The 12,788-nt window shown below is 56.5% G+C and carries 13 protein-coding genes; 9 read left to right on the top strand and 4 right to left on the bottom strand.

From position 1 onward, the window contains the following. Positions 1-52: 52 nt before the first annotated feature. The 8 genes from L383_RS06910 (at position 53) to arnF (ending at position 8,273) form a co-directional block, all read left to right on the top strand. Complete coding sequence (locus tag L383_RS06910; RefSeq protein ID WP_014885573.1) at positions 53-559, top strand: phenolic acid decarboxylase; 507 nt, start codon at positions 53-55, stop codon at positions 557-559. 323 nt (positions 560-882) lie between these two features. Continuing rightward, positions 883-2,022 (top strand): UDP-4-amino-4-deoxy-L-arabinose aminotransferase, encoded by a 1,140-nt coding sequence (gene arnB, locus L383_RS06915; protein ID WP_023331508.1) that lies wholly within the window; start codon positions 883-885, stop codon positions 2,020-2,022. A 1-nt stretch (position 2,023) separates the two neighbouring features. Continuing rightward, positions 2,024-3,007 (top strand): undecaprenyl-phosphate 4-deoxy-4-formamido-L-arabinose transferase, encoded by a 984-nt coding sequence (gene arnC, locus L383_RS06920; RefSeq protein WP_032629571.1) that lies wholly within the window; start codon positions 2,024-2,026, stop codon positions 3,005-3,007. Then, on the top strand, positions 3,004-4,986 hold the full coding sequence (arnA, locus tag L383_RS06925) for a bifunctional UDP-4-amino-4-deoxy-L-arabinose formyltransferase/UDP-glucuronic acid oxidase ArnA (RefSeq protein ID WP_023331506.1): 1,983 nt from the start codon (positions 3,004-3,006) through the stop codon (positions 4,984-4,986). Before arnC ends, arnA begins: the two co-directional genes overlap by 4 nt. Further along, on the top strand, positions 4,983-5,885 hold the full coding sequence (gene arnD, locus L383_RS06930; RefSeq protein WP_023331505.1) for a 4-deoxy-4-formamido-L-arabinose-phosphoundecaprenol deformylase: 903 nt from the start codon (positions 4,983-4,985) through the stop codon (positions 5,883-5,885). Before arnA ends, arnD begins: the two co-directional genes overlap by 4 nt. Then, entirely contained in the window at positions 5,882-7,537 is a 1,656-nt protein-coding gene (gene arnT, locus L383_RS06935; RefSeq protein WP_023331504.1) for a lipid IV(A) 4-amino-4-deoxy-L-arabinosyltransferase, read from the top strand. The genes arnD and arnT overlap by 4 nt, the downstream gene beginning before the upstream one ends. Next, complete coding sequence (gene arnE, locus L383_RS06940; RefSeq protein WP_014885567.1) at positions 7,537-7,872, top strand: 4-amino-4-deoxy-L-arabinose-phosphoundecaprenol flippase subunit ArnE; 336 nt, start codon at positions 7,537-7,539, stop codon at positions 7,870-7,872. Before arnT ends, arnE begins: the two co-directional genes overlap by 1 nt. Beyond that, positions 7,869-8,273, top strand: a complete 405-nt coding sequence (gene arnF / locus L383_RS06945) for a 4-amino-4-deoxy-L-arabinose-phosphoundecaprenol flippase subunit ArnF (RefSeq protein WP_014885566.1) — start codon at positions 7,869-7,871, stop codon at positions 8,271-8,273. Before arnE ends, arnF begins: the two co-directional genes overlap by 4 nt. Here arnF and acpT read toward each other — a convergent pair. Both acpT and L383_RS06955 read right to left on the bottom strand, forming a co-directional pair. After that, positions 8,230-8,826: a 4'-phosphopantetheinyl transferase AcpT gene (gene acpT / locus L383_RS06950; protein ID WP_014885565.1), complete on the bottom strand. Its 597-nt coding sequence runs from the start codon at positions 8,824-8,826 to the stop codon at positions 8,230-8,232. The two genes, arnF and acpT, sit on opposite strands and share 44 nt — an antisense overlap. A 100-nt stretch (positions 8,827-8,926) precedes the next feature. Then, complete coding sequence (locus tag L383_RS06955; protein WP_014885564.1) at positions 8,927-9,976, bottom strand: AI-2E family transporter; 1,050 nt, start codon at positions 9,974-9,976, stop codon at positions 8,927-8,929. A gap of 145 nt (positions 9,977-10,121) precedes the next feature. Between L383_RS06955 and L383_RS06960 the strand changes: the two genes are divergently transcribed. Continuing rightward, entirely contained in the window at positions 10,122-11,339 is a 1,218-nt protein-coding gene (locus L383_RS06960; protein WP_023331503.1) for an MFS transporter, read from the top strand. 3 nt (positions 11,340-11,342) lie between these two features. Here the strand turns inward: L383_RS06960 and L383_RS06965 are convergent, their stop codons facing one another. Together L383_RS06965 and L383_RS06970 are read right to left on the bottom strand one after the other, a co-directional pair. Then, the gene (locus L383_RS06965) at positions 11,343-11,900 is read right to left on the bottom strand and encodes a DcrB family lipoprotein (protein WP_023309515.1); all 558 of its coding nucleotides are present in this window, start codon (positions 11,898-11,900) and stop codon (positions 11,343-11,345) included. 72 nt (positions 11,901-11,972) lie between these two features. After that, on the bottom strand, positions 11,973-12,638 hold the full coding sequence (locus L383_RS06970; RefSeq protein ID WP_014885561.1) for a 7-cyano-7-deazaguanine/7-aminomethyl-7-deazaguanine transporter: 666 nt from the start codon (positions 12,636-12,638) through the stop codon (positions 11,973-11,975). Between the last annotated feature and the right edge of the window lie 150 nt (positions 12,639-12,788).

The raw sequence follows: 12,788 nt of genomic DNA, 5'->3' as shown, positions 1-12,788 counted from the left end.
ATTCATTTTTTGAAGGGGTACGATACGTTCATCAAAACAAAGGAGACACATCATGAGCAACTTCGACAAACATGACTTAAGCGGCTTCGTCGGCAAACATCTGGTTTATACCTACGATAACGGCTGGAACTACGAGATTTACGTCAAAAATGAAAACACCCTCGACTACCGTATTCACAGCGGGCTGGTCGGAAACCGTTGGGTAAAAGATCAGCAGGCGTATATCGTTCGCGTCGGGGAGAGCATCTATAAAATCTCCTGGACAGAGCCAACCGGTACTGACGTGAGCCTGATTGTTAACCTGGGCGACAACCTGTTCCACGGCACCATCTTCTTCCCGCGCTGGGTAATGAACAATCCGGAAAAAACTGTCTGTTTCCAGAACGATCATATTCCGCTGATGAATAGCTATCGCGATGCCGGTCCGGCATATCCCACAGAAGTGATTGATGAATTCGCGACAATCACCTTTGTGCGCGACTGTGGTCCAAATGATGACAGCGTGATTGCCTGTGCGGCCAGCGAGTTACCTGAAAACTTTCCAGAAAACTTAAAATAAGCGCGACAATTAACTAAAAAGAAAAGTTCCCGGCTATTTCATATTATTTTGAAATGGCCGGGATTTTTTTTGTTTGTTGATGTTTGGTTTAAATCATTTCCTGGCAAAACGTTGTGAAGATCACAATAAAAAATATTTAATATTAATTTAACTTGTTGTTTTTAAAGTGTCTGCTAGTAGTTCTATAACGTTATAAACGTTGTCTTAATTTTTCCCTAAGAAATGAAAGCTATTTTGATATGAGTTTATGGTTCGTTGAAATAAACGGACCGGCATTTGGTTAATATCAAAAACGTGCCATTTTTATTGCAAGGAAATTAATAATGAGTGATTTTCTGCCCTTTTCGCGACCCTCAATGGGTGCCGAAGAAATGGCGGCGGTTCAGGACGTTTTGATGTCGGGCTGGATCACCACGGGGCCTAAAAATCAGGAGCTTGAAGAGGCATTTTGTCACCTGACGGGCAATCAGCATGCGATTGCCGTCTGTTCTGCCACCGCGGGCATGCATGTCACGCTGATGGCGCTGAATATTGGCCCCGGCGATGAAGTGATCACCCCCTCCCAGACCTGGGTTTCCACGCTAAATATGATCGTGTTGCTGGGTGCCACACCGGTGATGATTGATGTGGACAACGACACGTTGATGGTGACGCCTGACGCCGTTGAAGCGGCGATAACCTCGCGTACTAAAGCCATTATCCCCGTCCATTATGCTGGCGCACCGTGTGACATCGACGCGATTCATGCCATTGGCGAACGTCACGGTATTCCCGTTATTGAAGATGCTGCCCATGCCGCCGGAACCTATTACAAGAACCGCCATGTGGGCTGGAAAGGGACGGCGATTTTTTCCTTCCACGCCATTAAAAATATGACCTGTGCAGAAGGCGGTTTAGTTGTCACGGATAACGCTCAGCTTGCTGCGCGGATCCGCAGTCTGAAATTCCACGGCCTGGGGGTGGATGCCTATGACCGCCAGACGCACGGTCGTGCACCGCAGGCTGAAGTGATCTCGCCGGGCTATAAATACAACCTGGCGGATATTAACGCCGCGCTGGCGCTGGTGCAGTTGGGCAAATTAAAAGAGGCCAACAAACGCCGTGAGGAAATCGCGCAACGCTACCTGCGGGAGCTGGCCGATACGCCGTTCCAGCCGCTGACCATTCCAGCATGGCCGCACGTTCACGCCTGGCACCTGTTTATTATTCGCGTTGATGAAGCCCGCTGCGGTATTTCACGCGACAACCTGATGGCGGCGCTGAAGGAGAAGGGCATCGGTACCGGCCTGCACTTCCGTGCGGCGCACACTCAAAAATACTACCGCGAGCGTTTTCCTGATGTATCGCTCCCGAATTCGGAATGGAATAGCGCACGTATTTGTTCTCTCCCTCTTTTCCCGGACATGACTCATGACGACACAACCCGCGTCATTACCGCGCTCCATCAGCTTGCAGGACATTGATATGTTCAGTGCACCACCCGTACAAAAAGTTTCCGTCGTCATTCCTGTTTATAACGAACAGGAGAGCCTGCCTGAACTGATTCGCCGCACGACGGCCGCCTGCGAGACGCTGGGCAAAGCGTATGAAATTCTGCTGGTGGACGATGGCAGTAGCGATGAATCCGCAATGATGCTGACCGATGCTGCCCAGGCTGAAGGCAGCCATATTGTTGCCGTGCTGCTGAACCGTAACTACGGCCAGCACTCGGCGATCATGGCCGGATTTAGCCACGTTACGGGCGATCTGATCATCACCCTGGACGCGGATCTGCAAAACCCGCCGGAGGAGATCCCACGCCTGGTGGCGAAAGCCGATGAAGGCTATGACGTGGTCGGCACGGTGCGTCAGAACCGTCAGGACAGCCTGTTCCGCAAGCTGGCCTCACGCACGATCAACCGTCTTATCCAGCGTACGACCGGTAAAGCGATGGGCGATTACGGCTGCATGCTGCGCGCCTACCGCCGTCATATTGTCGACGCCATGCTGCATTGCCACGAGCGCAGCACGTTTATTCCAATCCTCGCTAATACGTTCGCCCGTAAGGCAACGGAAATCCCGGTCCTGCATGCCGAGCGTGAGCACGGGGAATCGAAGTACAGCTTTATGCGTCTCATCAACCTGATGTACGACCTTATCACCTGCCTGACCACCACGCCGCTGCGTCTGCTGAGCGTTTTCGGCAGCATCATCGCGCTGGCGGGGTTCGCGCTCTCCGTCCTGCTGGTGGTGCTGCGGCTGGTCTTTGGCCCGCAGTGGGCGGCGGAAGGGGTCTTCATGCTTTTTGCCGTGCTGTTTATGTTCATCGGTGCCCAGTTTGTCGGCATGGGCCTGCTCGGTGAATACATTGGCCGAATTTATAACGATGTCCGCGCACGTCCGCGCTACTTTATTCAACGTGTTGTCCGTCAGGAACACAAAGCATCTCAAGAGGAAATCCACCCATGAAAGCTGTTGTATTTGCCTATCACGATATGGGGTGCGCGGGCACGCTGGCCCTGCTGGAAGCGGGCTATGACATTGCGGCAATCTTTACCCATCCGGACACGGCGGGCGAAAATCACTTTTTCAGCTCAGTGGCGCGCATCGCCGCCGAGCGGGGGATTCCGGTTTATGCCCCGGACGACGTGAACCATCCGCTGTGGGTGGAGCGCATCCGCGCACTTGCCCCTGATGTCATCTTCTCGTTTTACTATCGCAACCTGATCTGCGACGAGATCCTCGGCCTGGCCGCAAAAGGAGCATTTAACCTTCACGGCTCACTGCTGCCAGCCTACCGTGGGCGCGCGCCGCTGAACTGGGTGCTGGTGAACGGCGAAACGGAAACGGGCGTGACCCTGCACCGGATGGTCCACCGTGCGGATGCGGGGGCCATCATTGCCCAGCACCGCGTGGCAATCGATGCGGATGAAACGGCGCTGCAGCTGCACCAGAAACTTTGCACCGTGGCACAAAGCCTGCTGCGCGACGCGCTGCCAGCTATCCTGAACGGCACCTTCAGCGAGACCGCGCAGGATGAGAGCAAAGCAAGTACCTTCGGTCGCCGCACGCCGGAGGATGGTCGTCTGGACTGGAACCAACCTGCTCGCCAGCTTCACAACCTGGTGCGCGCCGTGACCGACCCATGGCCGGGGGCATACAGCTTTGCGGGCGTGAGCAAGTTTATCGTCTGGAAATCCCGCGTGCGCGACGACATCCCGGCGGCAAAACCGGGCACCGTTGTCTCCGTCTCACCGCTGATTGTGAGCTGCGGCGAGCAGGCGCTGGAGATTATTACCGGGCAAACCGACAGCGGTCTTTACGTGCAGGGCACGCAGCTGGCCCAGTCTCTGGGCCTGGTCGCCGGGGCGCTGATCACAAGCGCCCCGGTGGTTGCCGTTAAACGCCGCACCCGCGTGCTGATCCTCGGCGTAAACGGCTTTATCGGTAACCACCTGACTGAACGCCTGCTCAAAGACGATAACTACGAAATCTATGGCCTGGATATTGGCGCGGATGCGATCAGTCGTTTTCTCGACAACCCACGCTTCCACTTCGTGGAAGGGGATATCAGCATCCATTCCGAGTGGATTGAATACCACATTAAAAAATGTGACGTGGTACTGCCGCTGGTCGCCATCGCCACGCCTATCGAGTACACCCGTAACCCGCTGCGCGTGTTCGAGCTGGACTTCGAGGAGAACCTGAAGATCATTCGCGACTGCGTGAAATACGACAAGCGCATCATCTTCCCGTCCACCTCTGAAGTGTACGGCATGTGTACCGACAAAAACTTCGACGAAGACACCTCTAACCTGGTGGTCGGGCCGATCAACAAACAGCGCTGGATCTACTCTGTTTCCAAACAGCTGCTGGACCGCGTGATTTGGGCCTACGGTGAGAAAGAAGGGCTGCGCTTTACCCTGTTCCGTCCGTTCAACTGGATGGGCCCGCGTCTGGATAACCTGAACGCGGCGCGTATCGGTAGCTCCCGTGCGATCACCCAGCTGATCCTGAACCTGGTGGAAGGCTCACCGATTAAGCTTATTGAAGGCGGCAAACAGAAACGCTGCTTCACGGATATCAGCGACGGTATCGAAGCGCTGTTCCGCATCATCGAAAACAAAGATAACCGCTGCAACGGTCAAATCATCAACATCGGGAACCCTGACAACGAAGCGAGCATTCGCGAACTGGCTGAGATGCTGCTGGCCAGCTTTGAGCGTCATCCGCTGCGCGATAAATTCCCACCGTTTGCCGGTTTCCGCGAAGTGGAAAGCAGCAGCTACTACGGTAAAGGCTACCAGGACGTTGAGCACCGTAAGCCGAGCATTCGCAATGCGAAGCGCTGCCTGAACTGGACACCGACGGTGAAGATGGAGCAAACCATTGACGAGACGCTCGATTTCTTCCTGCGCACCGTGGAGCTGTCGGAACAGGTCTCATGAAAAAAGTCGGTTTACGCATTGATGTCGACACCTTCAGGGGAACGCGTGACGGCGTCCCCAGGCTGCTGGAATTGCTGAGCAAGCACGGTGTGCGTGCCAGCATCTTCTTCAGCGTGGGGCCTGACAACATGGGACGCCATTTATGGCGTCTGATTAAACCGGCATTTCTGTTCAAAATGCTGCGCTCACGCGCAGCATCTCTCTACGGCTGGGATATTCTGCTGGCCGGCACCGCCTGGCCCGGTAGACGCATCGGCGCGGGTAACGAAGCGGTTATCCTTGAGGCGGCGCAGCAGCATGAGGTCGGCCTGCATGCCTGGGATCACCACGCCTGGCAGGCGTGGGCAGGCGTCTGGGATATCCCGCGTCTCTCCCGTGAAATTGAGCGTGGAATGCTGGAGCTGGAGGCCATCACCGGTCAGCCCGTGCGCTGTTCCGCCGTGGCAGGATGGCGTGCGGATCAACGGGTCGTAAAGGCCAAAGAAGCCTTTGCGTTTCGCTACAACAGCGATTGCCGCGGAACCGGGCCGTTTTTGCCGCTGTTAGGCGAAAATCACTACGGTACGGTGCAAATTCCGGTCACTCTTCCCACCTGGGATGAAGTGGTCGGACGCGAGGTGAAGGCGGAAGAATTTAATCGTTATATTCTGGACCGTATGCATCGCGATACGGGGACGCCGGTGTATACCATCCATGCAGAAGTAGAGGGGATTGCGTATCAGCATGATTTCGATGCGTTGCTGACCCTGGCCGCTCAGGAGGGCATTGAATTCTGCCCGTTGAGCGAGCTGCTGCCCGACGACTTCAGCACCCTGCCTGTGGGAAAAATTGTCCGTAATGAACTGGCTGGCCGGGAAGGCTGGCTTGGCCATCAACACACCGTGAGTCCGGTCCCATGAAAACAGCCCGTTATGGCTTAGCGCTTCTCGCACTGTTTATCGTTTACTACCTCATTCCTGTCGATGTCCGCCTGCTGTGGCAGCCTGACGAAACGCGCTATGCGGAAATCAGCCGCGAAATGCTGGCATCGGGTGACTGGATCGTCCCGCATTTTCTGGGGCTGCGTTACTTTGAAAAACCGATTGCTGGCTACTGGATCAACAGTCTCGGGCAGTTGCTGTTCGGGCACACCAACTTTGCCGTACGCGCCGGGGCGATATTCTCCACCGGGTTAACGGCGCTGCTGGTGATCTGGATGGCCTGGCGTCTCTGGCGGGATAAGCGAGTAGCCATTTTCTCCGGCCTTATCTTCCTGACCCTGTTCCTGGTGTACGGTATCGGCACGTATGCGGTGCTGGATCCTATCATCACCCTGTGGCTGGTGGCGGCGATGTGCAGCTTCTGGCTGGCCTCGCAGGCCCAAACCGTGGCCGGAAAAGCGGGTGGCTATGTGCTGCTTGGGCTGGCCTGCGGGATGGGGGTGATGACCAAAGGCTTCCTGGCGCTGGCCGTTCCGGTGATTGGCGTGCTGCCGTGGGTGATCGTCCAGAAGCGCTGGAAAGAGGTGCTGATTTTTGGCTGGCTCGCGATCCTGAGCTGCGTGCTGATTGTCCTGCCGTGGGCGCTGGCGATTGCGCATCGGGAGCCTGATTTCTGGCGTTACTTCTTCTGGGTTGAACATATTCAGCGTTTTGCCCAGAGCGACGCCCAGCATAAAGCCCCATTCTGGTATTACCTGCCGTTCCTGCTCGCGGGCAGTCTGCCGTGGCTGGCACTGCTGCCGGGCGCGTTTCGTCTCGGCTGGAATGACAGACAAAGCGCGGGTGGAGGATTCTATCTGCTGGGCTGGGTGGTGATGCCGCTGCTGTTCTTCAGCATCGCTAAAGGCAAACTGCCGACCTACATCCTGCCCTGTTTTGCCCCGCTGGCTATCCTGATGGCGCGCTATGCCTGCCTCGCGGCGGAAAAAGGTGCGAGAGCGTTGCGCATTAACGGTGGGATTAACCTGGCGTTTGGGGTGATCGGCGTGATTGCGGCGCTGGTGGTCTCGCCATGGGGGCTGGCTAAGCATCCGGTCTGGACGCCGGTCGAACTGTACAAAGTGTTCTGTGCAGTGGTGGCGTTCCTCCTCTGGGCCGCGGTGGGCTGGTTTACGTTCAGACTGAGTCAGCAGCGCTGGTGGCTGGCAGCCTTGTGTCCTGCAGGCCTGGCGTTGCTGATTGGTTTTGCCATTCCTAACCTGGTGGTGGATTCCAAACAGCCGCAGTCGCTGGTCGATACCGTGCGCGAGCCGCTTCAGGAAAGCCGATTTGTGCTGGCCAATAACGTTGGCGTGGCCGCGGGTCTGGCGTGGGAGCTGAAGCGTAATGACATTACGCTGTTTGGTCAGAGCGGCGAACTGCGTTACGGGCTGGATTATCCCGATGTGAAAGATCGTTACGTCGACAAAGATGACTTCGCGCAGTGGCTGGCGACGCATCGTCAGCAGGGGCGTGTGTCGCTGGTGGTTCTGCTGTCAAAACGTGACGATATCTCACGGGCGAATTTACCGCAGCCGGACAATCTCTATATCCAGGGACGGTTTGCCTTGCTGGAGTATCTGCCGAAGTGATGACCTGGACCTGGCTGGTACTGGCAAGCTTGCTCAGCTGCGCGGGGCAGTTATGCCAGAAACAGGCCACCCGTCCGGCGAAAGCCGGGCGGCGCGGCGCGCACATTATGTTGTGGCTGGGTCTGGCAGGGCTGGCGCTGGGTAGCGGAATGCTGGTCTGGCTGGTGGTGCTGCAACGCCTGCCCGTTGGCGTCGCCTATCCTATGCTGAGCCTCAACTTTGTCTGGGTAACGCTGGCGGCAAAAGTATTCTGGCGCGAACACGTTGCTGCGCACCACTGGCTGGGGGTCGGGTTTATCATCATTGGGATTATCGTGCTGGGAGGAAGCCTGTGAAAGGCGCGTTCTGGGCGTTATGCAGCGTGCTGTTAGTCAGCGCCGCACAGCTGTTGCTGCGCGATGCCATGCAGGCACTGCCGCCGGTCAGCGATGTTCTGGCGCTTATTTCCGCGCTGTGGCACTTCTCATCCGGCACGGGCGCGCTGCTGCTGGGGTTGATGGGGTATGTGGCCTCTATGGGCTGCTGGTATCTGGCGCTGCATCGCATGGCGCTCAGCAAAGCATATGCCTTGCTGAGCCTCAGTTATATTCTGGTGTGGGCCGCGGCAATCGTCCTGCCCGGCTGGGGGGAACACTTCTCCTGGCACGGGCTGGTGGGCGTCGGGTTTATTATGCTGGGTGTATTAACGATTTTTAGGCCAGCACGTCGTCAGCAGAATGGATCAGGCCGGCGCTGAGTTCGAAGGGCGTTGCGGTACAGACCGCAAGACTCAGCGAGTCTATGCGGCAGTGGCTGACTGAATGAAACGCGCTGGCGGTACTGTCAATGCTAACCATTTGCCAGGCGTGACCGCCGCACTGTTTAACGATCGCTTCCTTTCGCGTCCAGATACGCCAGAATGCCGTAAGCTGGCGCTCTGGCGTTTCCTTTTCCAGCTCTTCATGCTCGGCGCCGCTGAAGACGGCATTAGCGAGCGTGCGCCAGTTATCCTGCGGGCGAATACGTTCCAGGGAGCAGCCCACGTTACCTTCGTCACTGATAATTAACGCAATCTCATCTCCCGAGTGGCTAAGGCTGAACCACAGCGGATAGTCACCGGCAAAAAGGGGTTTCCCCTGTTCGTTGTGGATAATCTCCGGGAGTGGCGTCGGCGCCAACAGACGCGAAAGCAACCCGCGTCCAGCGAGCCAGCGCGCGCGATGGGCGCCTTCGGGCGCGTGTCGGGAGAGCGCTTCAGCCCAGCGGTTGGTGCTCAGCGAGGAGATTTTTCCCAGAAAAACCTGGTACATATAACGTCTGGCCTTCAGTCAAACAGAGAGTCGCAAAGTTGCGCGGCGAAACCATTACTATAATCTATTGTCCCCGATAATGGCTAACCCGACCAGCGGCTTAGCCCGGCAACCGGCTTTTGGGTCGTCCCGGCCCCAGCAGGATCGCCAGCTTGCTGCCCCCTTTGGTGGTCTCCATCCAGATTTTACATACGCTGGTCAGCGGAACCGACAGCAGCATCCCAACCGGGCCCAGCAGCCATCCCCAAATCAGTAAGGATAAAAATACCACCAGCGTCGACATGCCCAGCCGGTGCCCCATCATGCGCGGCTCGAGAATATTCCCCAGCACCATATGCACGACGAGGAACAGCGCGCCGACCAGCATACATTCATAAAATCCATTAAACAGAAACGCCTGAATCATCGGCGGCACGGCGGAGAGTACGGCGCCAATGTTGGGAACGTAGTTCAGCAGAAATGCCAGCACCCCCCACATCAGGGCGAACTGGACGCCCATCAGCATCAGTCCCAGCCAGACAATGATCCCGGTCCATACGCTCAACAGCGTTTTCAGCGCCAGATATTTGGACACGCCCTTCAGCGCGCGGTGTAAACCGGCAATATGGATTTGCGGGTTATTTAATGCAAAACGCAGCTTGTAGGGCACATGACGGACTTCGAACAGCATGAACACCACCGTCATGACCAGCAGCAAAATGCTGGCCATCGCGCCGGAAAGACCGGTCATCAGCGTGGTGGCGTAGGTCATGACTTTCTCTGAATCCATCCTGCGCAGCATCCGTTCTGGCGAGATATGCAGGTTAAGAAAGGGCATCATCTCCTGCAGGGCGATGATTTTGCGCGTCAGCTCTTTATTGTACTGCGGCAGCATGGTGGAGAATTCGCTCAGCGATGCGGCCAGTACGCCGAAGAGTGCCGTCAGGCCAATCAGCATTACAATCACCACAATAGTGATGGCCACCGGGCGGCTAACGCCCCGGCGTAAAAACCAGGTCACCAGCGGATTGAGAACAATGGCAAAAAAGAGTGCCAGCAGAAGCTGGACGATAATGTCAGCGGCAGCATGAATACCCGCGAGGATAACCACCAGACAGGCGAGTTTTAATAAAATGTGGAGTCCTGCTTTATCGGGCTGGGGGGAGATCATGCGCGTTCCTTAGTAAGATGACGCATTAAGTGTAGTGCCTGGCTTCCGCTTCGTCTGGCACCGATAATCTGAAAGTCGGGGCTGATTTTCTGATGGCGTCGTGGTAATAGTGAAACACTGTTGCAAAAAATTCAGGTCTAACTCCATGCCCGAACCTGCCGCTGAACCGGCGCTGAGCGGATTGCGCCTCAATCTGCGTATTGTTTCCGTCGTCATTTTCAACTTTGCCAGTTATCTGACCATTGGTCTGCCGCTGGCGGTCTTGCCGGGCTATGTCCATGACGTAATGGGGTTTAGCGCATTCTGGGCGGGGCTGGTGATTAGCCTGCAGTATTTCGCCACGCTGTTAAGCCGGCCGCATGCCGGGCGCTACGCGGACATGTTCGGACCAAAAAGCATCGTCGCGGTGGGGTTGTGCGGCTGTTTCCTCAGTGGCCTGAGCTACCTGCTGGCGGCCACAACCAGCGCCTGGCCGCTGGTCAGTCTGACGCTCCTCTGCCTGGGCCGCGTCATCCTCGGTATTGGGCAAAGTCTGGCGGGAACCGGCTCCACGCTGTGGGGCGTGGGCGTTGTCGGCGCATCACACATTGGCCGGGTGATCTCCTGGAACGGAATTGTTACCTACGGCGCGATGGCGCTCGGTGCACCGCTCGGCGTGGCCTGTTATGCCTTTGGCGGGCTCTATGGGCTCGCCATCACCATTATGGTGGTCGCGCTTCTGGCGATTCTGTTTGCCCTGCCGCGCCCGAAAGTAAAGGCCAGCAAGGGCAAGCCACTGCCGTTTCGGGCTGTACTGGGCCGCGTATGGCCGTACGGTATGGCACTGGCCCTGGCGACGACCGGCTTCGGCGTTATTGCGACCTTCATTACCCTGTTCTATGACGCCAAAGGCTGGGAGGGCGCGGCCTTTGCGTTAACCCTCTTTAGCGTGGCGTTTGTTGGCGCGCGCCTGCTTTTCCCGAACGGCATCAACCGTCTGGGTGGGCTGAATGTGGCGATGATCTGCTTTGCGATCGAGATAGTCGGGCTGCTGTTGACCGGTATCGCCAGTGCACCCTGGATGGCGAAAATGGGCGTCTTCCTTGCGGGGGCCGGTTTCTCGCTGGTCTTCCCGGCGCTGGGCGTGGTGGCGGTGAAAGCGGTGCCGCAGCAGAACCAGGGCGCGGCGCTGGCGACCTATACGGTATTTATGGATATGTCGTTAGGCATTACCGGGCCGCTGGCGGGGCTGGTGATGGCCTGGGCAGGGGTACCGGTGATTTATCTTGCCGCAGCGGGTCTGGTGATGATTGCCTTGTTACTGACGTGGCGGCTAAAAAAATGGCCCCCGGTGCAAGCACCGGAGGCCACGTCATCATCGTGAAGGTTACTGGATCACGATGGTGTTAATGATGTTTTCAGCCGCCGTCTGCGCTTTCTGCTGATCTTCCGCTGGCAGGGTGATCTGCAAGGTCAGCAGTTTGTTATCCACCTTGCCCAGCACCACAGAAGAGTAAGCGGTCTGGCCTTTGGCAGAGATGATGCTGTCCAGCTGTTGCAGCGTGTGGCCTTTCAGCTCGATGGATTTATTGGTCACCACCTGCAGCTGCGGATCGCGGCCGCGCTGCTGATCTTCCAGACGTTTAGACAGGACGGCCAGGTCTTCGCTGGTATCGTCGCCCACAATCACAATGACCGCTTTCTGACCGGTTGCGTCGGAGTAAACGTGCATGTTGTTCGCCTGGGTACCCAGCTTGCCGCTCTGGTCAGTCATATCGGCTGGCAGAGAGAAACTGAGTTTGCCATCCATCAGATTTACCGGCTGGCCGGTCGCATTGCTCTCTGCGGATGCGCCCTGAGCAGGCGTTTTCGTGTCGCTGTTATCACAGGCTGCAAGACCCACAACCAGCAGGCCAATCCCGACATATTTAACCAGATTGCGCATTGACTTCTTCCTTTCGATAAACGGCCATAACGGCTCATTCGTCCATCTTATCACAACTGATAAAGCGAACCCTTAACCAGCCTGCAATGCCGTGATTTCAGATTTATCTGCCAGCCTTTTCAGCAGCATATTCAGCAGCACGCCGTACATTGGCAGGAAGAAGACAATGCTGATGAGGACCTTGAAGCAGTAGTCCACCAGCGCAATTTCCATCCAGTGCTCGGCCATAAAGGCATCCGGGCTGCGCCAGAAAGCGATGAAGAAGAAGGCCAGCGTATCGCTCACGTTACCGAATAGCGTCGAGGCGGTAGGCGCCATCCACCAGCGATGGTTCTGGCGCAGACGGTTAAACACGTGCACGTCAAGGATCTGCCCCAGCGCGTAGGCCATAAAGCTTGCCGCGGCGATACGGGCGACAAACAGGTTGAAGTGCGTCAGCGCCTCAACGCCCTGCCAGCTTCCCATATAAAACAGGGACGACACCACGTATGAGATGAACAGCGCCGGAAGCATGACCGCAAAAATAATGCGGCGGGCCAGCGGTGCGCCAAAAATACGCACGGTCAAATCCGTGGCGAGGAAAATAAACGGAAAACTGAACGCGCCCCAGGTGGTATGAAAACCAAAGATAGAGATGGGGAGCTGCACCAGATAGTTACTGGACGTGATCACCAGTAAATGAAAAAGCGAAAGCCAGAACAACGCTTTAACGCGCTGTGATTCAGAGAACTGCGTCATATTGTGACCTTTTTATACGTTGGGGTGAGGGAACCCAATAAAAACCGCAGCATGATACTGCTTTGGCTGGACATTGCAATGGTTGATTTTTGCGCAATCGTTAACCTGGTTTGCATTGTCCGCCACCGGGCGTAAACTACAGCCGTTTTT

It is taken from the genome of Enterobacter sp. MGH 37 (genome assembly GCF_000534515.1).
GTDB lineage: Bacteria > Pseudomonadota > Gammaproteobacteria > Enterobacterales > Enterobacteriaceae > Enterobacter > Enterobacter kobei.
This window is presented reverse-complemented; position numbering and strand designations above follow the sequence as displayed.